A 19,416-nucleotide genomic window follows, 5' to 3' on the forward strand; every position below is an offset into this window, starting at 1 on the left:
CCGCGCAGTAAAGTTTACTGCGCATCACCCCCCGGATACTCCAGCTGCCATTTCTGATATATTTTTTTAAGTTCACCGGAGTTATGCAGTCTTTCGATTCCCTCATCCCATAAGCGGCTTAATCTTAAGCCCTTCGCGGAAGATGAAAAACCAGGATAACAGCTGATAACCTGCAGCGGCTGAAACTTGTACTGCTGCATTTTGATCCTGCTGCTTTTGTTTAGCTCAAACTCAATATTAATCTTAAAACCGAGAAAAAAGTCCGCCCTGTTTTTCTGCAGCAGCGTAAGTGATCTTGCGCGGCTGTCGGTCTTGATAAGTTTTGCATTAATACTCTGCACAAAGGGTAATATGCTTATCTCTTTATTCACAGTAACGGTGTGCTTATCAAGCGATGTAACTCCCTGCCAGTTATTGATAACCTGCGGATCAAAAAGCACTCCTATACTCTCCTGCGCCCAGGCATATTTCGGTTTTATAAAGCCGCTGACCGGACTGCACAGGGAAAACAGATCCATGCGCCCTTGTCGAACAAAATTAATTCCGCGCTTATAGGGTAGAAATCTATGCACCAGTTCAAACTGCGGCTCAGGGTAAACAGCTTTTAATAAATCAAAATAGGCCCCGCGTTTATTCTCCTGACTCACTTTCGGCCAGATTTCACTTGTCCAGGTTATTACTGTCTGCGGTGCAGCCGAAGCCGCGATCGGCAGGCTGTGTATCAGCAGCACAATACCGGGTAATGTTTGCTTTAATCTTTTAGAAGCCATTTTCTATCTGTAATCTCTGCGCTTATTCTACTATGAACTGTTTCTGCGTGCCCGCAGGAATGTAAACAAGTTGTTAATTTACCATGCAAGACATCATTAGCATTGTGCAGCAGTCGCATATTTAATATTTAGCAGTAACAAATCAATATAATGTTATCAATCACAGAGTCTAGAAACCGCGTTAAGAACAGCCGGCAGCGGCCTCCATCGGACGCCTGCGTTTATGTACATCCTGCCATACAAGCGGTGCAACAATGATAAACAGAGCAATATTTGATAAAGGTAATGCCAGCCACACTCCGCTGACACCTAACCATTGCGGTAAGAAATAGAGAAAAGGCAGCTGAATCAGCATATTACTAACGGATATAGTCAGCGCTTTTACCCCTTTGCCGACCGCCATAAAATATACGGACGCTAAAACAATAAAACCATCAAGGCACATAGCAAACAGATGCAGGCGGATCCCTGTGATTGTCTCGTTTGTTAAAGCTGCATTGCTTTTATTAAACAAGCTGATTAAAACATCAGGGAAAAGGTTAAGCACTAACAGCCAGACTAATCCGGATGCCACCACAACCTTAACGGCCAGCAGCACTATTCTCTTTATATTTTGATACTGCTCAGCACCGTGATAATAACTAACCGGGGGCTGCATACCTTCGGCTAAACCTTCCGCCAGCAGGTAATAGAGGGTCATTAAATATCCTACAATAGCAAAAGCCCCAACGGTTAAGGGCGTACCATAGTGCATAAACAGACGGTTATGCAGAGCAACAATAAAACTGGTATATAAATACATAACTAAACATGAAGCGCCCAGAGTAATGATCCGCCATATTAGCTTAGGGTTGAATTTTAACCCGCCGCGTCTAACTCTTAATGCAGAACGTGATGAACAGAAATATATTAAAGCACCGATGCACACAATCAGCTGTGCAGCGACTGTGGCTGCAGCGGCTCCCTGCAGCTGCCAGTCCAGCACTCCGATAAACAGGTAATCTAAAACGATATTAATGACGGCACCAGATACCAGTAAGCCCGTGGCAATATTCGGACTCTGGTCATTGCGGATAAGCATAGGTAAAGAGGAAGCGCCGATAGTGATCAGCGAATACTGGGCAAGAACGGTTACATACTGTAATCCAAGTTCGAAAGTGATATCCACGGCTCCCTGCACCTGCAGTAAACTAGCGCCGAAAAGTGACAATACAGTATAAGAAATAATACCAAGCAGAAACATCAGTATAAATGCCGCCGTCAACGCCTGAGAGCCGCTGTTATTATCCCCCTGACCGCGTTTAATTGAAATTAAAGTACCGCCGCCCATTCCAACCATCAAACCTAAGCCGCTGACTACAAATACAATCGGCCAGGCCATGTTAATAGCAGCCAGGCCTTGATAACCAACATAATGACCGACAAAAATACCGTCAATAATCTGATAAAGGCCGTTAACCAGCATAGCGGCAACCGACGGGACCGCATAGCGCCAGAATAAGCGCGTAATTGCCTTATCGGATGTAGTGAGTGTTTTGTTGTTTTGTGCTGCGATGATTTCCACATTCAACCCTTTCTATAAATTAGAGTGATGCTATTATCCTTTAAAACCAGATTGATAAAAGTTAGTATCCATCCGATATTCAGATAGATAAACAAAGTGACGCAGCTTAGGAGAAAATATGAACTGGACACTGGATCAGTTAGAGGCGTTTGTAACTTCAGTAAAACAAGGCTCTTTTTCAGCGGCAGCACGACAGCTGGGTAAAGCCCAGTCACGTGTCAGCACCGCGGTTGCAAATTTAGAAGCAGATCTGGGTTTTGTTTTATTTGACCGCAGTGCAAAGCTGCCGCAGTTAACAGCGGCCGGTGAAGATATGTTTATTGAGGCACAAGCAGTTTTAGGACAATGCCGGCGTCTGCAGTCACGTGCATTAACTGTATCAAGCGGTGAGGAAATTTCTTTTACTGTCGCTATGGATGAGGCGGTGCCGATCGCGGCCTTTGAAGAGTTTTTTCAACAGACTGCTGTAAACTTTCCTCTGTTAAAAATGACCATTATCAACGGCTCTCAGGAAGATATACCACTGTGGGTAGATCAGAAAAAGGCTGATTTAGGCATTTTATTTCACTTAAAAACCCTGCCTGATACTCTAGAGTTTATGCCGATTGGTCAGTTCAGCCATTCACTGATCGTCTCACCCGCCCATGCTTTAGCAGCAGTTAATGAACCGACACCTGAACAGCTCAACCACTATCGTCAACTAGTGATCTGCGACCGCACCGGCGTCACACAGGCAAAAGCGATCTCTTCTAACCACTGGCATATCGACAGTTACTACTACATAACTGCCCTGGTGATCCGCGGTCTCGGCTGGGCACTGGTACCCGAGCACATAGCCAATGAGCAGTGGTACAGCGAGCAGTTAACCAAGCTGTCGACTAAAAATATTACTGATTCATTACTGGTAGAAATGGGAGTGGTAAAACGTTTAGATCAGGGATTTGGGCCGGTAATGAACTGGATGCTGTCGGAAATAGAAGATATATTCAATTAATCAACAGCCGCTAACCATAGAGTCTTTTAAAATCATCAACTTGTACAGATAAATGATTAATCTTTGCAGATCTGCAGTTTTTATTTCTTTACCTTGCAAGAACAATTCAGTGATGTAAGCTTGACGGCAAATTTAAGAAGCCAGCTGTAAAGTGAGAAAATATAATGGATTGTACAAGTTGTAATGTCGGCTCCCTAGAGCCAAGTTTTATCGAAGGTCAGTTTCGTGCTCATACCTGCACATCATGTAAGGGCAACTGGATTTTAATTGAAGATTACGTTTCCTGGAAAGAAAGAAATCCTGAATATCAGTTTTCTGAACAATGCTCTTTTCAAGAGGACGGCACTGACAGTAAAAAAGCGTTATTATGCCCGTCGACGGGAACAATAATGCGCAAATTCAAAATTTCATCCGCTACTGAACACCGCATTGACTACAGTGCCAATGCCGGCGGTCTATGGCTTGATGCAGGAGAATGGGAGCTGCTGAAAAAAGAGGGGCTGGCAGGCTCCCTGAACTCGGTTATTTCTCAGCACTGGCAGAATAAAATCAGAGAGCAGAGTGCCAAGGATAATTTTGCCGATATTTATCTGGAAAAATTCGGAGCAGAAAACTACACAAAAATTAAAGAGTTTCGTCAATGGCTGGACAAACAGGAACAAAAAGCAGATCTAAGAGCCTATATTCTAGCTGAAGACCCCTACTCTGCAGAAAAATAATCAGCAGTAAAACTATACCCGTTCCCATACTCTGTGTGGGAACTAGTGAAAGCTCCGTTACAATATTAAAACAATCCTGATTACCGGGGCAGATATTTTAAGGCAATCTCATAAAACTGAGTTTCTCTTATTACACGCAGAGTATCCCATATCTGCTGTGCCAGCTGCGGATGCTTATGCACAAAGCCATGCGATAACATTAAATAATAGGGTTTAACCGCGACAACAGGAGTTACCTTTACTACCTGCTGATAGTCCTCAGGGTATGCTTGTAATATCGCATCCCCCGTCACCTCCTGTACAACTATCCCTGCGACCCGTCTGCGCACCAGCATTTCAAAAGTCATTCTAGTGCTCAATGATTTTTTTACAGCGATCCCTTTATTCTCTAAATCCCCGACAATTGAATAACCTAAAGGGGCTGCAATCTTCGAATTTTTTAAATTTGTAAAATTCTGCCCGTCCCAGCTTAGTGACGAATCTTTTAAAGTATACAGTGAGTAAGCAATGGTAATTGTTCGACGAGATGTATCTAACGGGCCGCTATGAGTGCCGTCGCTGGTAGGATACCAGCCCGCTTGTAAACGTTCAGCTTTATAACTCGCATTAAAAATACCGTCTACGGAGTTCGCACCAAGCTCCTTTAAACAGCGGGGCCAAGGGCGGCGAAGCAGTTTAATTTCTAATCCGGGAATTAATTGCTCAAGCATCTGTATCATTTCCACGGTGATGCCGGGTTCAAGCTTAGGAACAGAATCGTTATTTCCCATATAATAAGGAGGCTGCGCTTTATTTTCATAGGCGATAGTCAGCTGCACGGCTTCGACATGAAAAAACACACAACATAAATACAAAACAGCTGTTCGTAACAACATTGTGCCGGCCCTTAATTGATACTTCATAAAATTAAGAATTGGCCAATAAATGAATATGATCAAGCATTAAAACTGCACCGATAGAGGTATTTGTACTACAGCTGTTAAATAACACCAACTATTGTTCCTTTTCTGCCATATGGACGCAGCTGTGCTCTGCAGTCAAAATCAAACTTAACCACAAGAAAACAGCTGCGCATATTGAATCTTAAACCGCGTATAGAAAAACACCCAGTTTATAAAACATAAACTGGGTGTTTGTTACCTTACTAAGATCATCTTTATTATTCATGATGCGATTTAATAATCACATCAATAAAAAAGTACATCATATAAGCAAAAATAACACCAGTAATACTAAGTATGCTAATAGAAACATAATCCATAATAAACTCCTGTTTTCTGTACGCAGAAAGAATAATGAATAATTACAGCTTAAATAACTTATCCGCTTAAAGTAGAAGATATCTTCAATTAACGGACTGATTAACAGCAATTATTACAAGTTAAGCGGGTGTGAAATACACCTCTCATCACAAATTGTTCAATTACTTAAATTAATTACCTAACATTACCGTCTACACATAAGCAGCTTCACATCTGTTTTGATAGAAATAATTATCTCTGCCTGATTAGACTGCACCAGTTCGGTATAAAGCTATAATAAACACGAAATTTAAATCACTCACCAAGAATGGGCAACATACAAATTTTGTCATAAATCAGTCATATTCCTGCATTAACATCATGATTGTGAACACTATTAATCAATAAGGAATATTTATGAGAAATATTAAAGCAGTCCCCAAAACGGCGGTTGCGATCATTTTATGCCTGGCCAGTTCCCTTGCCTTTGCTCAATCCCCAGTTAAAAATGTAATCTTAATGATCGGTGACGGCATGGGGCCGGGGCAGATCGGTCTGCTGGAAGAGTATGCACGTAAAGCACCACACTCAATCTATAACGGCCGGGATACCGCAATTAAAACACTGATTGATAACGGCGTATTAGGCATGTCGCTGCACAGCCCTGCTGATGCACTAGTCGTGGACTCTGCCTGCTCTGCTTCACACTTAGCTTCTGGCGTAGATGCACCGTCAGAGGCAGTCGGCATTGATATTGACGGTAATCACGTGGAAAGCGTTTTAGAGACAGCCAAAAAACAGGGTAAATCTACCGGCCTGGTTTCCGATACACGTCTGACACATGCAACGCCGGCTGCTTTTGCCTCGCACCAGCCGCATCGTTCACTCGAAGGTAAAATTGCCGAAGATATGCTGGCCAACCGTGTTGATGTTATGTTATCCGGCGGACTGCGTTACTGGATCCCCAAATCAGTCAATGCTAAGGGGGAACTCTACCAGCAGCTGCTTGAGCAGACCGGCGGCAGGATAAAAATCAAATCAAAACGTAAAGATGAAAAAAATCTGCTGACAGAAGCACAGAGCGCAGGTTATTCAGTTGTTCATACCCGTCAGACATTAGCCGCATCCGAAAGCACAAAACTACTCGGTTTATTTGCCTATTCCGGCATGCAGGACGGTATAACTTACAGCAGTACTAAACATTCAGCTTCGCGTACTATGCCGAGCTTAAAAGAGATGACGGCTAAAGCACTTGATGTACTGGCAGAAAATCCCAAGGGTTTCTTTTTAATGGTTGAAGGCGGTCAAATTGACTGGGCCGGACATGATAATGATGCGGGTACCATGCTCCATGAAATGCTTAAATTTGATGAAACAGTGCAGTATGTTTATGACTGGATAAAAGAGCGTAACGACACTTTATTAGTGGTCACAGCCGACCATGAAACCGGCGGTTTTGGTTTTAGTTATTCACGTGCAAATACGCCGAAGGCTGAAAAACGCAGCGGCACCGCTTTTAAAAATCAAGACTACAAACCAAATTTTAACTTCGGCTCTATTGATGTTCTAGATAAGCTCTATGCACAGAAGAAAAGCTTTGCCGATATTATGGCGGCATTTGCTGAAACAGATAAATCCCCGCAGTCATTACAGGCACTGGTTAATGCTAATAGCGAGTTTAAAATTAGCAGGACACAAGCTGCAGATATTTTAGCTAATGAAGAAAACCACTATCATGATCCTGAACATTCTTACCTTAAAGCCAAAACTTTTCCTAAAGTTAATGATTTTAAAGCCTTTTACGTTTACGGCGAAGAAATCCGCAAAGATTTAATCGGCCGGGCACTCAGTGAACAGCAGAATATTGTCTGGTCAACCGGCACCCATACCGATACACCGGTAGCGGTCATCGCTTATGGATCAGAAAATATCACATCGGCTTTTTCAAGCCTGTCCCACCATACCGATATCGGTAAGTTACTTATTAAGGCTGTAAAAACTAAAGAGTAGTTACCTCGTTATTCCCACTCTCTGCGCTGTTTCTTGCTCACAAGTCTTCAATAGACAGCGCTCTGCACGGCAGTGAATTAAAAACAGAGTCCATTACTCATTGTGCTTGTTCCAGCAAGGCAGATGCCGAAAAGTTGTACTTTATTATATTCGGATTAAGTACCTTGCTGAATTTTCTGAAATCAATTTTATCCCACTGCTGCGAAGCAAACTTCTGCAGATATTGATCAATATTTTTAGAATCGAGCGGATCAAAAATCTTCATGTCGAGGACAGCGCCCTCTTCAACAAAATCCTTGCCGTTATGATAATCATAAAGCAGTACCAGGACCCAGCCGCCGGTCATAAAGTGCCCCCCCATACTTATGCTGAGTTTATTCTCCTTGATCGCCTGCAATGCTTCAGGGTCCCAATTCACCCCTCCGACAAATACCTCTTTTCCAGGCGATTTTCCTAATTTCACTAATGCATTCAACGAACCTAAAGCAATAGGATCATTGGCAGCCCAGATAACACTCAATTCAGGGTATCGGGCAAAAATCGCGATTGTTTTGTGGTAGGCTTTTTCTTTTGACCAGTGCGCAACAAGAAGTTGTTTTAATTCTACATTAGGGTATTCAGAGACTGCTGCTTTTAATCCTTTATTGCGTAGTACTGCAGCCGGTGTTACAAAATCACCGGCATAACCAAGAATATGCAGTTTTCCATCACTGGCTGTTTTGTCTGACTGCAGAGCTTTGTCAATAAGTGTTTTAGCTACTTGATAACCAGCATAATAATTATCAGGCACAAGTGAGCCAATCCAGTTTGCATGCTTCCCTCTGGGAACTCCCATTTTTTCAATCTCTTCGCTCTTTGTGAGAGCGTTCAACATCATAAATGTTTTGATACCTGCCGCCATTGCGATTTCTAATTGAGCTGTACCGCGATTTTTCTCATTAACTATGATTAAGTAGTCAGGCTTTTGCTCTCTGCTCTTAACTTTTTCCATCAGCCTGTCAAGATTAAGATGATTTCTTTCCGCATAGAGCACTTCAAGATCAATATCCAGATCATTTGCGGCCGCCTTCATAAAAGCACTGACATTATACCAAAAACTGCCTGTCTGATTATTTTCGACAGAAACGCCGGGGTTAATAAAAGTAACTTTCATAGATGCGCCAGATGAAATGACAGACGGCAATAAAAAACAACATAAAATCAGGAAATAATGTTTATTTTTCATCACCTTCCTCCTTTTGTACTTAACGCGTTTCCCTGCGTAGGAATGTATACCCAAATCACTTGAAGATGCAGATTCAAGCGGCTTGGGTATATACCTCTATGACTGATGCAGCTGAGTCTCACTGCTCATTTTGCAGATCTCGTGTTCTAATTGAGCGTTACGCTTGGAGTCTCATCATCACTATAACCAGGAATAGAAAAAGACAGCACTCTATTTTCTGCATCCCAGCTAAGACTTGCTCCTGTATAAGCCGGATTAATATCCACTTTAAGATCCTCAATGTAACTTTCAATCTCTGCAGTACTAAGCGCCTTTGAGTAAATATCATTTTTAATATTTACCAGAGAGATTTTTGCATCGATATGGTCGCTTCTAGATAAAGGTTTAGAGTTCAACGGCATAGCAATATCCACAAGGATAGAGCCAAGGGGATCCTGAAAATATTCCCACCACGATCTTTGTGCTTCGCTGCGTTTTTTATTCATCTGTTTACGCTCAGCAAAACTCATCCCCTCTTGTTTTAGATTGTACTGCCATACATTCTCGTAGGACATATTCTCCAGCCTGTTACGTTTTAAATAAAATTTATAAAGCAGCTGCTCAAGAATCCCAGGCTCGCCTGAAGAATATAAATTTTCAATATCTAACGAAGTCGACAATGCTGAAAACTCACCTATATAGGCATTTTGCAGCGTCCTTTCTGCATCACTTAAATTAGCAATGGAGTTAAACGGCGCATTATCTGTTTTTAAGTCCAGCAGGGCAGAGTACGTTTTCAGATCCGTATCCAGAAATACCACAGCAATCATTTTATCAAGCAGGCTTGCCGACTGCGCCATCATCAATCGAGAAAATGTAATATTTCTGTGCAGGCGCTTAAGTGCCGTGCTTTTATCTGCATAACTATATTCATAAATAATGGAAAGGTTATTAAGTTTTTTTACCGCAATTAATGCTCTATAGCGGATAAACGGCCCGTTAATATCGGGCTTCAAACTGTAACTGTACTGTTCAATGGTGATTAATTTCCTGAAGCGTTCCAGTAAAATATGATTAGCGCTGAGCAGCCCCTTATAGCGGGATTCATTTTTTGATAACCATAGCGTCGGGCTCTGCTCAAATAATTCCGAAAAAGACATTTCCGATAATTGTGTGGATATCTTGAGAGGAGGATTTGTCCAGTAGTCATTTTGTTCGGGCAGCTGATAATCAGAGCTGCGGGGTCCCTGCAAACGTGTGTTTTCTTCATGGACGAGTGATGCGCCCTGCACTAACATATCTTTCCCCTCTTCCACATTAAACCCGACAACAGCATTAAAACGGTTTAACTGCTCAGGAATGACAGGCGGGTTATTAGCTTGATGCAGCCAGTTTTTTACACCCTCCGTATATTCTTCATCGGGAATAAAAGCCGGAATAATGATAATGACTACCAGGAATAAAAAGATAAAAGCAACAACTTTAAAAACCGTATTCATTTTTACACTACTCCCCCGCCGTAACTGTTTTTAGCCTCTTCTTTGGTATAAGCCTAATTAAACAATGTGTCTACTTTTCGCAGGGTAATTAGCAGATTAAAAATTGGAAAGACGAATCTTTTCAAACAACCAGAGAGCATAAACTGGAACAGCAGTTTGAACCTCTTGGAAGACTAAGAGATGAATTTTACGAATTGGTGTATCAGGTTGAATTTATAGGAAGTTTAAGGGAAACAGGCGGCATTTCTGGTCCCGTTTCCCTCGGCCGTAAAACGAGGGCCTTAGGCCCCCTTTACAGCTAATTAGTATGCAGCTGGATCTGCAACCTTCTCGCTCACTTCTAAAGTATTAAGTAAGCTGGTTAACAGGCTTGAAGCACCAAAACGGTAATGATCGGCATCAATCCAGTCTTGACCCAGAATTTCGGCAGCCATATCAAGGAATGCTTTAGCATCTTCTGCGCTGCGTACGCCGCCCGCTGGTTTGAAACCTACGCGCTGGGCAACACCCATATCTTTTATTACATTAAGCATGATTGCAGCAGCTTCTGGTGTTGCATTAACTGGTACTTTACCCGTAGAAGTTTTGATGAAATCTGCGCCGGCTTCAATACAGATTTCGCTGGCACGTTTAATTAAGCGCTCTTCTTTCAGCTCGCCGGTCTCGATGATCACTTTAAGTAATACTTCACCACAGGCTTCTTTACACTGTTTAACCAGTTCAAAACCCAGCTGCTCATCACCAGCAATAAGTGTGCGGTAAGGGAAAACAACATCCACTTCGTCAGCGCCGTAAGCAACAGCAGCTTTTGTTTCAGCTACCGCAATTTCAATGTCACTGTTGCCGTGCGGGAAGTTAGTTACTGTCGCAATTTTGATTTCCGGTGTGCCCTGCTCTTTTAGAGTCTTACGTGCAATAGGAATGAAACGCGGGTAGATACAGATTGCAGCAGTATTACCAACAGCTGTTTTAGCATCATGGCACAATGCGATTACATTTTGATCTGTATCGTTTTCGTTAAGCGTAGTCAGGTCAATCAGGCTAATTGCTTTTAGTGCAGATGCTTTTAAATCACTCATGAATCATATCTCCAAAGAGGCGTTTAGTCTGCTCTGGTGTCAGCCAAATACAGATAAACGCCGAAATTATTAAAATAACAGTAGGCTTGCATTTTTCAGAGGAAAGAATCTTTTGTCCGTCTGGCCCGCCTGCGATGTGAAGTTATAATAGATAATTTAAGTCAGCTGTCCCATAGTCTTTTAGTTGAAACAGCTTTTCCATAGAGAAAACGTTATGAATTTACACTGCAGCTTAGAAAGCAGCGCGCAGTTAAAACCGCGCCCACTTGGCTAATGCTTTGTCCCAGTATGGCGGATTTCCAATGCTGTCTTTCAGGAAGTGAATAACCGTTCTGACTCTAGCCGGCAGATGCTTATTGCGCGGATAGACTGCATAAGCCGGCATTTTTTGATTGGCACGCCAGTCTGGTAAAAGCTGCACCAGCTTACCCGTCTCCAGTTCGTCGGTAAGCAGATAACTTGCCAGATAACCTATGCCTTTACCGGCCACCAGCGCATCTCTCACCCCTTCGGCCAGGTTGACACGGTAGTTGCCCGATACACTGATGCTGAACTCTTCATCTCCTCGAGCAAAGGACCAGTGATTGCAGCTGCGGCTCTTGCTGTGATAAGTCACACAATTGTGCCGGGTCAGTTCATCCGGATGCTGCGGAGTGCCGTTAAGCTGCAGGTATTCAGGGGAAGCGAGCAGCAGGAAGCGGGTATCGGCTATACGCTGAGCCACATAACCTTCGCTGATATCTTCATAGGTAGTGAACCACAGGTCAATCTCCTCCGCCAGCATATCAACTTTATGATCAAACAGGCTGACATCTATGGTCAGCAGCGGGTATTTTTTCTGCAGTTTATCTAAGGCAGGAATAATATGCAGTGTGGCGAAAGAACGCGACAAGGCCAGGCGAATATGACCGGAAATTTCATCCCGGGTATCTGTCACCAGCGTATCAGCCTCCTGAATAAGGGAGACGATCTGCGCGCAGTATTCCGCATAACGTCTGCCCTCTTCTGTCAGACTGCGGTTACGGGTACTGCGGTTGATCAGCTGAACCCCCAGATCTTCTTCCAGGCTGTTAAGCTGCTTACTCACATGGGAGACGGAAACTTTAAGCATCTCTGCCGCCTTAGTCAGGCTGTCGCTGGTAGCTAAAGCATTAAAAAATACCATTTGATAGGCTTTATGCTGTAAAAACTCTTTCATTATAACTGCCTGTGTTCACACTAAAAAAAGCGTAGTTAACTAGATTATGGACAGGGATGCAACTTCTTAGCAAACAAATTATTAAACAGATAAAACAAACGCAGGCGGGGATATTTATTAGCGGATCTGCAGTTCACGGCAGTCAGCTGGCAATAGCGTAATTGGCCCTGTTATATTTTTATCGAGTCAGCAGCCTGTTGATTTGTTTTACTACCTTGTCACGCGCATTTTGTTTTTTAAATACTGCTGGTACGTGCAGCAGAAAATTGGCCCATTTATAATTTTCCGTTTTCCGCAGTTTCGATGCAATGTAGTCTCGTAAATCGATACTTGATTCACGGTTGAACGCCCAGAGCGTTTCACCTTTGTAATTAATAGAATAATAAGCATCATCAGGCCATTGTAAAATATAGCGTTCTCTCGCCTGACAGTGAGCGCAGCAGAATGCGCCTAGATCTGTGCCGTGACTTCTGATCAGGTACTTAGAGTGTTTCCAATTTTCAGATTGATAGCCTTCAGGCAGATCACTTATAGCGGATGTTGAACCTCCATGTAGATTTGCATAATAGACAGCGCCGTGCCGTTTATGACCGCATGAATCTTTAAACATGTAATAGTCAAACAGCTCACTTTGTTCGAAAAACTGCACATCCTTTTTTAGAGTGATTTTTACTACTTCGGCAAATTCGAATACAGCATGCCCGCCGCAGGACGGGCAGCTAATGTCTACCTTATGGGGCATTGGATTCCAATCGTATCTTCCAGTCAATTCAACCTCACCTGCTTAGCCTCATCAGGCATTAAAAACCAATCCGTTCAAGAACTGTTTTTCCCTGTCCGATTTTTTTCCTGGTAAAATTTAAGGGCCCAGTTAATGGTAAAATACAGAATGCCGCCGACAAGGGCGCTGTACAAGCATACTTTGTGTAAAGCTTGAACTGAGATTAACCCCAGGAACTGGTTATCTGCACTAAATGGATAAAACGGCTCAACATCCGAATGCATAATGCTGTCAAGTAACACATGACTGAATGTACCGATAAACGCGGAGAGAAAAGACACCCGCCATAGAATTTCTAACCGCTGCTTTTTGTTGACGGCAAGGATAAATAAGCCGATTTCAGATAAATACTTTCCAGTCAGGGCAGAAAAAACAGCAAGCAGCAGCGCACCGATATATGTATGCGAAAAACCATGCAGGTGCCCCTCCCCGGTAAGCATTACCAGCAAAGGTTGAATATCCATCACTATCTGCGCCCAGCCGAATACCATTAAACTGAAACTGCCCTGAAGCAGTGATTTAACAACTATTCCCGGGCCCATATGAAACGGGGTAAACGGCATGTGTTCTCCATATAATAAATACGATAAGAGGCAAATATAGCAGCGCTAAACAAAACTCAAACAAAGTGAAAACTTGTCCTCTCTACTGCTTTTATTAAGCTCTTTTTACTATTGAGTTAGCCCCTGGATCCCAGCACCAGAGATTACCGGGTTTTAGATGAACACCACCAGACCAGCGCTCCAGAGGTGAAATATCAAGCCAGTTCATTTTACCTGCTAATACTTTCAAACCAGCAGAAGTGATGCTCAACTCCAGCTCTTTGCCGGCAGGCAGTGTTAGTTCTTTTCCTTGAGAAAGAGTTATTAAAGGCGGACTAGATTCTAATAATTCATGGAGAACTTCCCAGAAGCCGGCATCGCCTAAAAATATTCGTTCTTCCAGCTTTTGAGTGCAGGAAAATAGAGTTTCCGGGTGCTTTTTACCATCCGAGAGTACTTTTAGAGCTTGTTCAGCAGTTCTAGATAATCCGCTTGAACAGCTTGGATACTCCTGCAGCATCCTGATAACAGCCCCCTGCAGAAACGGCAGCACTAAAGTATCCGTATTTAACAGCCCGTACCATTTTTCAGGGGAAAGGCAGCCTAAATACTGTTCAGTACAGATTATTGAAAGCTCAATTTCTTCACTGATATTTTGCTGAAACCAGTCCAGTATCTGTATCAGCTGCTGCTGATCATAAAGATCATGTTCAAACCATAAAATGACTTTGTTGTATTCTCTGAAGGCGCTAAGTTCATTATCTCTTTGTATAAAACTTTCGCTAATTTCATCAGCCGTTCCCCAGCCGCGATCAGTAATGAACTGTGCCCGTACTCTTGACAGCTCCGGCAGCGGTAAATTATCTGGTACTGGCCCTTCATGAAGCACATCGCGCCAAGGCAGGAATATACCGGGGATACCTGCCTTTTTCATAATCTCAACAGCACAGTCACCGTTGCTGATATTTAGAATACTTTTCATAAATTTTCCAGGAGGCAATGCAGCGAAACATAATCAACTGTTACGTGTCCGGTTAATTGCCTATAAACAACACTTCTCACAGACTTTAGACAGTTTGCGGCACCTTGTTATCCCTGTACTTTTAACTGTGCTATTACAAATAATGAGTCAGATTCTTCAAACTCCTGATAGTCCATGGTCGATAATATTTCAAAATGCTCAGATATAATCTCTATAAGCTGTTCTTTACGATAATAAGTAAAAAGCAAACCTTCCATTTCCTGACTTTCATCTCCGATCCAAAAGGAATGAGCAATAATTCCATTAGTCGATAAAGCCTTCTTTTGCTGTAAGAGCGATAACGCCAGCTCATCTTGCGTTAAATGATGAAGCACCTTATTTGAATATATACAGTCGAATTGCTCTCTGACATCAATATCTGCCGCATCAAGCTTTAAAAATGAAATAGCTGGAAATTTATTTTTACAGCGTCTTAAAAATTCATCGGATAGATCTGAACCAGTGACTTGATAATGTTCATTTAAAAATGGAATATCAAAACCAGGGCCGGAGCCAAGTTCAAGGATAGTTTTTCCATCATTCAGGTGTTTCTTTAACGATTGATAGATATTACTACCCTCATAGTCTTTACACATCTCTATATATTTTTCTACGTTCTCAGAGTCATTATAGAAACTCATTAGATTTCCTCTGTCGACTTGGCATATGCGCGGATATTAGTTGACGATAAACAGCTTGCTGTAATTTGTCTGCTTGAAATTTCTTTTATGTGTTATTTATCTCGTTAATGTTAATTTTATTGGTTTCAATAACACTGTTTTTCAGACCTTCAAAAAACAGTGTAAGTGTAAACACTCAAGTACAGGAACTTATATTTTACTGCACCAAAGTGATTTGATTATTTTCAATTTTTAATTCTGCGAGTTTTTCTAATAAGAGCTCAATATTTTTTTTACCTGAACCTTCATTTGCCAGTCTTAGTCTTTCTACACCAGAAAAAGCATCACCAACTGTTGCAGTGTGAGGAGCAACAACAGCTTCATCCAAAACAACAACTCCACTTAGTGTCTCTGTGAGAGTATATTGAACTTTGGTTGTTACCGTCATATCAAATCCAAAACTTGGTTGATCTATCTCGACCATTTTCACTGCTAAACTATATTTACCATCATCAGAAAAAAGCCCTTGTTTTAGAAGGCTTTGTTTAATTGCTCCAGAAAATGCCTCATCACTTATTTCAGATGTCCATACAGGATTCGTTTCTTCACCACCAGAAACCGATGATAACGCTAAATTATTTTGCACCTCAGCTGGATAGACCTTTTGTTCTCCCTGATATACCATATTTTGTAATTGTGCCCCTGATGCACATCCTGCTAAATATAAACATGTTGCGATTGCTAATGTGCTTTTGATAACTTTCATTTTCATTCCTTTGTGAGTTTAAAATATTGCTCCCACTAAAATAGGGAGTCTGTTGGTTAAAAATATCAAGGCTGTGAAATTACTCATTTTCAGGCTGATTATTTAATAACGAAACGCACGTTAATTTATATTTGATTGATGTTCAACAGATAGTTATGTTTTTAATAACCAACTGATTAAATTGAGCGATAAGTCTATTTATTGAGGTGTATACAAAATGGTAATTGAGTTTTTGGCGCCATTTAAAGTTCACTGTAGACTTTTTAGTTTCTCAATATTGTCAACAGATCCTCCATTAGTTAATTCCGGTTAAGTGGATAAGAATAGTGTCATAAACAACAGTGCATAGATTGGTGTTTTTTTGCGGGCTTTTTGTTTTTAACAGAAACGATGACCGTCGTTAAGCGTCCTCCTGCTATATTAACAATAACTGAAATCACTCGTTATTTAACTACTTGCTCACCCAGCGACAAAAACCTTTCACCATCAGACCTTTATCTCTGTTTAGCAATACAGCGCACCAGGTGTTTCTCCAGCTCAACTAGGAATAATACCGAGGAAGAGACCAGCAGAATACGCAGCCAGACATAAAAACCAATTGCAGTTGTGCCGAATAAAGTCTGCATTGGTGCAAGATAAGTAAAGCCAAGCTGAAATATAAGCAGCACAACAATAGCTGTCAGCACATAACGGCTGCCTGTTAATCCCGCCCAGTTAAGTACCGAGTCTGAAATATAACGAGAATTGAATAAATAAAAAATTTCAAACATAACCAGTGTATTCACCGCGACGGTTCGTGCGTACTCTACACTAGCCCCCTGCTCCATCTCCCATATAAAAAGCCCGAATGTGCCGCTCATCATAACCACGGCGACAAATACAACCCGCCAGATTAAATGAGTTGTAAGCATAGGTTCATTGGCATCACGCGGCGGACGCTGCATTACATTCTTTTCAGGCGGCTCAAATGCCAGCGACAAAGCTAAGGTAACAGCCGTGATCATGTTCACCCAGAGTATCTGTACAGGTGTTAAGGGCAGCTGGTGAAAACCAAATAAAATAGCAGCCAGAATAGTCAAAGCTTCACCGCCATTGGTCGGCAGGATAAATAAGACGGCCTTTTTAATATTATCGTATACCGTACGCCCCTCCTCTACTGCATGTGTAATTGATGCGAAATTATCATCGGCCAGTACCATTTCAGCGGCTTCCTTGGCGGCATCCGTACCATTATGCCCCATGGCAGTACCCACATCGGCACGCTTCAAAGCCGGAGCATCGTTTACTCCGTCACCGGTCATTGCCACAATCAAGTCCTGCTCCTGCAGCAGTTTTACTAAGCGCAGTTTATGTCCGGGGTTTACCCGGGCATACACATCAACATCCTGCACCCGCTTCCTCAGCTCATCCTCGCTCATTTGTTCAAGTTCCTGCCCGGTAAGTACATCATCGGCATTCACCAGCTTAAGCTGACAGGCAATGGCGCGTGCTGTACCGCCATGATCACCGGTGATCATTTTCACCCGGATGCCGGCCCCGGCACAGACCTGCACCGCTTTAACGGCTTCTTCGCGAGGCGGATCGATCAAACCGAACATGCCCAGCATAATCAGATTATTTTCAACATCACTGAACTTGAGCTCCACCTGTTCATAGCTTACCGGCTTAAGGGCTATCGCTAATACCCTCTGCCCCTGCTGTGCCATCTCCTCAATACGGCTCAACCAGTAACTGCTCTGCAGAGGCCGATCGCCGTCAACGGTTCTCTGCTGAGCACACATTTGCAAAACATGTTCAGGAGCTCCTTTAAGAAAAATAAAGGCATCACCAGTGTGCCTGTGATGCAGCGTTGCCATAAAACGGTGTTCAGACTCAAAAGGTATCAGATCAGTACGCGGGTATAATTTACCCTCAGATTCAACATCCAGTCCGGCCTTTAAACCAGCTATTAACAACGCTCCCTCCATCGGATCACCATTTACAAGCCATTCTGTGCCGCTTTGTTCCAGCGATGCATCATTGCACAGCACCGCAGCCCGCACGACTTCCAGCAGAAGGTTTTTCTCAGCTGCCGGCACATCTCTGTCTGCCGGAGAAATTACCCCGTGGGGATCGTACCCCGTGCCGCCGAGTTCAAACTGGCTGTAGGCGGTGGCAATGGTACGCACGGTCATTTCATTACGAGTCAGAGTACCGGTCTTATCTGAGCAGATAACCGTTACAGCCCCCAGCGTCTCAACTGCAGGCAGTCTGCGGATAATGGCATTTCGCCGGGCCATCTGCTGTACACCAATAGCAAGCGTAATAGTCATAATGGCAGGTAATCCTTCGGGAATTGCAGCTACCGCCAGACTTACCGCAGCAAGAAACATTTCCGCAGCGGCATAATTTCTAACCTGCGAGCCGAAAACAAAAGTAATGACAGCAAGCCCCACAATGGCAGCAGTAAGCCAGCGCCCGAACTGAGCCAGTTGACGCAGCAGCGGCGTTGTCACAGAGTGCACTTCCGCGACCAGTGTGCTGATGCGGCCGATCTCGGTTTGTGCCCCGGTCTCAACCACTACTCCCATACCCTGGCCATGGGTAACAAGGGTGCCGGAAAAAGCAATGCAGCGGCGGTCGCCGATCACAGACTCCCGGGCGGCGGGCTCAATATTCTTTTCCACCGCCATCGACTCGCCGGTGAGCATCGACTCCTGAATCTGCAGTCCCTTAGCCCGGAATAAACGCAGGTCTGCCGGCACCTTGTCACCTGACTGCAGCAGTACAATATCACCAGGTACAAGATCTTCTGCCGGGATCGTTGTCTGCCGGCTCTCACGCATAACAACGGCATTTAAAGAAAGCATCTGCCGTATTGCTTTCAAAGCGTTTTCCGCTTTGCCTTCCTGCAGGAATCCAATCAAGGCGTTAAGCACAACCACAGCCAGAATCACGCTGGCATCAAGCCAGTGTCCGAGCATCATAGTCACTAAACTGGCGGCCAGAAGTGAATAGATAAGCACGTTATGAAACTGACATAAAAAACGAATTAATACACTGTGAGTCTTCGGATCGGGCAGCCGATTCGCCCCGTGTTTAACAAGTCTGCTGGAAACCTCTTCTTTAGACAGGCCGTCAGAAGTTGTAACAAGTATATCTAAAACATGTTCAGCACTTTTTATATGCCAGTTTTCTGATCTCGACAGCGCTTCTTGTGAAGCATTGCCCGGCTTTTTCTGTGATTTATATAACTCCCGGGTAACAACAATCACTAGAACTACCGACACCAGCAGCACAGCCGGCACAATCAGCTGTTCACTGCGCAGCACATCAAATCCCCACGTAAGAAAGTCATTCATCTGAATACCTTTTTCTTGAAACACGTTCGATTCTAAAGTGTATAACAGTATATTAGACTGCATATTT

16 protein-coding genes are annotated in these 19,416 nt (G+C 43.1%); 3 read left to right on the top strand and 13 right to left on the bottom strand.

The features are described from left to right. Positions 1 to 14: 14 nt before the first annotated feature. Both G337_RS0111530 and G337_RS0111535 read right to left on the bottom strand, forming a co-directional pair. Positions 15 to 770: a type 2 periplasmic-binding domain-containing protein gene (locus tag G337_RS0111530; protein ID WP_028864018.1), complete on the bottom strand. Its 756-nt coding sequence runs from the start codon at positions 768 to 770 to the stop codon at positions 15 to 17. Between the two features lie 181 nt (positions 771 to 951). Continuing rightward, positions 952 to 2,334: an MATE family efflux transporter gene (locus tag G337_RS0111535; RefSeq protein ID WP_051303185.1), complete on the bottom strand. Its 1,383-nt coding sequence runs from the start codon at positions 2,332 to 2,334 to the stop codon at positions 952 to 954. A gap of 118 nt (positions 2,335 to 2,452) precedes the next feature. On the opposite strand from G337_RS0111535, the gene G337_RS0111540 reads away from it, so the two are divergent. Continuing rightward, positions 2,453 to 3,328: a LysR family transcriptional regulator gene (locus G337_RS0111540; protein ID WP_028864020.1), complete on the top strand. Its 876-nt coding sequence runs from the start codon at positions 2,453 to 2,455 to the stop codon at positions 3,326 to 3,328. Between the two features lie 164 nt (positions 3,329 to 3,492). After that, positions 3,493 to 4,047 (top strand): zf-TFIIB domain-containing protein, encoded by a 555-nt coding sequence (locus G337_RS0111545; RefSeq protein ID WP_028864021.1) that lies wholly within the window; start codon positions 3,493 to 3,495, stop codon positions 4,045 to 4,047. 80 nt (positions 4,048 to 4,127) lie between these two features. Here G337_RS0111545 and G337_RS0111550 read toward each other — a convergent pair whose 3' ends face one another. Continuing rightward, complete coding sequence (locus tag G337_RS0111550; RefSeq protein ID WP_028864022.1) at positions 4,128 to 4,922, bottom strand: substrate-binding periplasmic protein; 795 nt, start codon at positions 4,920 to 4,922, stop codon at positions 4,128 to 4,130. Between the two features lie 783 nt (positions 4,923 to 5,705). On the opposite strand from G337_RS0111550, the gene G337_RS0111565 reads away from it, so the two are divergent. Then, positions 5,706 to 7,298: an alkaline phosphatase gene (locus G337_RS0111565; RefSeq protein WP_028864023.1), complete on the top strand. Its 1,593-nt coding sequence runs from the start codon at positions 5,706 to 5,708 to the stop codon at positions 7,296 to 7,298. Between the two features lie 97 nt (positions 7,299 to 7,395). On the opposite strand, the gene G337_RS0111570 is transcribed toward G337_RS0111565, so the two are convergent. The 10 genes from G337_RS0111570 to G337_RS0111615 all read right to left on the bottom strand — a co-directional run bounded on the left by G337_RS0111570 (position 7,396) and on the right by G337_RS0111615 (position 19,349). Further along, positions 7,396 to 8,523 (bottom strand): ABC transporter substrate-binding protein, encoded by a 1,128-nt coding sequence (locus G337_RS0111570; protein ID WP_028864024.1) that lies wholly within the window; start codon positions 8,521 to 8,523, stop codon positions 7,396 to 7,398. A gap of 146 nt (positions 8,524 to 8,669) precedes the next feature. After that, positions 8,670 to 10,001 (bottom strand): hypothetical protein, encoded by a 1,332-nt coding sequence (locus G337_RS0111575; protein WP_028864025.1) that lies wholly within the window; start codon positions 9,999 to 10,001, stop codon positions 8,670 to 8,672. A 302-nt stretch (positions 10,002 to 10,303) separates the two neighbouring features. After that, positions 10,304 to 11,080: a deoxyribose-phosphate aldolase gene (gene deoC / locus G337_RS0111580; RefSeq protein ID WP_028864026.1), complete on the bottom strand. Its 777-nt coding sequence runs from the start codon at positions 11,078 to 11,080 to the stop codon at positions 10,304 to 10,306. Positions 11,081 to 11,330: 250 nt separating this feature from the next. After that, the gene (locus tag G337_RS0111585; RefSeq protein ID WP_028864027.1) at positions 11,331 to 12,278 is read right to left on the bottom strand and encodes a LysR family transcriptional regulator; all 948 of its coding nucleotides are present in this window, start codon (positions 12,276 to 12,278) and stop codon (positions 11,331 to 11,333) included. A gap of 178 nt (positions 12,279 to 12,456) precedes the next feature. Beyond that, positions 12,457 to 13,020, bottom strand: coding sequence for a hypothetical protein (locus G337_RS0111590; RefSeq protein ID WP_051303188.1), 564 nt, complete (start codon positions 13,018 to 13,020; stop codon positions 12,457 to 12,459). A gap of 74 nt (positions 13,021 to 13,094) precedes the next feature. After that, positions 13,095 to 13,622 carry a metal-dependent hydrolase gene (locus tag G337_RS0111595; RefSeq protein ID WP_028864029.1) on the bottom strand — a complete coding sequence of 176 codons (528 nt, stop codon included), beginning with the start codon at positions 13,620 to 13,622 and terminating at the stop codon, positions 13,095 to 13,097. A gap of 94 nt (positions 13,623 to 13,716) precedes the next feature. Next, positions 13,717 to 14,583, bottom strand: coding sequence for a hypothetical protein (locus tag G337_RS0111600; protein WP_028864030.1), 867 nt, complete (start codon positions 14,581 to 14,583; stop codon positions 13,717 to 13,719). A gap of 107 nt (positions 14,584 to 14,690) precedes the next feature. Continuing rightward, the gene (locus G337_RS0111605) at positions 14,691 to 15,263 is read right to left on the bottom strand and encodes a class I SAM-dependent methyltransferase (RefSeq protein WP_028864031.1); all 573 of its coding nucleotides are present in this window, start codon (positions 15,261 to 15,263) and stop codon (positions 14,691 to 14,693) included. Between the two features lie 196 nt (positions 15,264 to 15,459). Next, a complete protein-coding gene (locus G337_RS0111610) occupies positions 15,460 to 16,008 on the bottom strand; it encodes a hypothetical protein (protein ID WP_028864032.1) in 549 nt (182 codons plus the stop codon). A 494-nt stretch (positions 16,009 to 16,502) separates the two neighbouring features. Continuing rightward, entirely contained in the window at positions 16,503 to 19,349 is a 2,847-nt protein-coding gene (locus G337_RS0111615) for a cation-transporting P-type ATPase (protein ID WP_084605347.1), read from the bottom strand. Positions 19,350 to 19,416 lie beyond the last annotated feature (67 nt).

It is taken from the genome of Psychromonas aquimarina ATCC BAA-1526, from assembly GCF_000428725.1.
Classification (GTDB): Bacteria; Pseudomonadota; Gammaproteobacteria; order Enterobacterales; family Psychromonadaceae; genus Psychromonas; species Psychromonas aquimarina.

What these genes read in the sequence shown, in the direction of transcription:
- deoC (WP_028864026.1), bottom strand. Translation starts at nt 11,080, where the DNA reads ATGAGTGATTTAAAAGCATCTGCACTAAAAGCAATTAGCCTGATTGAC.
- G337_RS0111595 (WP_028864029.1), bottom strand. Translation starts at nt 13,622, where the DNA reads ATGCCGTTTACCCCGTTTCATATGGGCCCGGGAATAGTTGTTAAATCA.
- G337_RS0111590 (WP_051303188.1), bottom strand. Translation starts at nt 13,020, where the DNA reads ATGCCCCATAAGGTAGACATTAGCTGCCCGTCCTGCGGCGGGCATGCT.
- G337_RS0111570 (WP_028864024.1), bottom strand. Translation starts at nt 8,523, where the DNA reads ATGAAAAATAAACATTATTTCCTGATTTTATGTTGTTTTTTATTGCCG.
- G337_RS0111545 (WP_028864021.1), top strand. Translation starts at nt 3,493, where the DNA reads ATGGATTGTACAAGTTGTAATGTCGGCTCCCTAGAGCCAAGTTTTATC.
- G337_RS0111575 (WP_028864025.1), bottom strand. Translation starts at nt 10,001, where the DNA reads ATGAATACGGTTTTTAAAGTTGTTGCTTTTATCTTTTTATTCCTGGTA.
- G337_RS0111600 (WP_028864030.1), bottom strand. Translation starts at nt 14,583, where the DNA reads ATGAAAAGTATTCTAAATATCAGCAACGGTGACTGTGCTGTTGAGATT.
- G337_RS0111540 (WP_028864020.1), top strand. Translation starts at nt 2,453, where the DNA reads ATGAACTGGACACTGGATCAGTTAGAGGCGTTTGTAACTTCAGTAAAA.
- G337_RS0111605 (WP_028864031.1), bottom strand. Translation starts at nt 15,263, where the DNA reads ATGAGTTTCTATAATGACTCTGAGAACGTAGAAAAATATATAGAGATG.
- G337_RS0111550 (WP_028864022.1), bottom strand. Translation starts at nt 4,922, where the DNA reads ATGTTGTTACGAACAGCTGTTTTGTATTTATGTTGTGTGTTTTTTCAT.
- G337_RS0111615 (WP_084605347.1), bottom strand. Translation starts at nt 19,349, where the DNA reads ATGAATGACTTTCTTACGTGGGGATTTGATGTGCTGCGCAGTGAACAG.
- G337_RS0111610 (WP_028864032.1), bottom strand. Translation starts at nt 16,008, where the DNA reads ATGAAAGTTATCAAAAGCACATTAGCAATCGCAACATGTTTATATTTA.
- G337_RS0111585 (WP_028864027.1), bottom strand. Translation starts at nt 12,278, where the DNA reads ATGAAAGAGTTTTTACAGCATAAAGCCTATCAAATGGTATTTTTTAAT.
- G337_RS0111530 (WP_028864018.1), bottom strand. Translation starts at nt 770, where the DNA reads ATGGCTTCTAAAAGATTAAAGCAAACATTACCCGGTATTGTGCTGCTG.
- G337_RS0111565 (WP_028864023.1), top strand. Translation starts at nt 5,706, where the DNA reads ATGAGAAATATTAAAGCAGTCCCCAAAACGGCGGTTGCGATCATTTTA.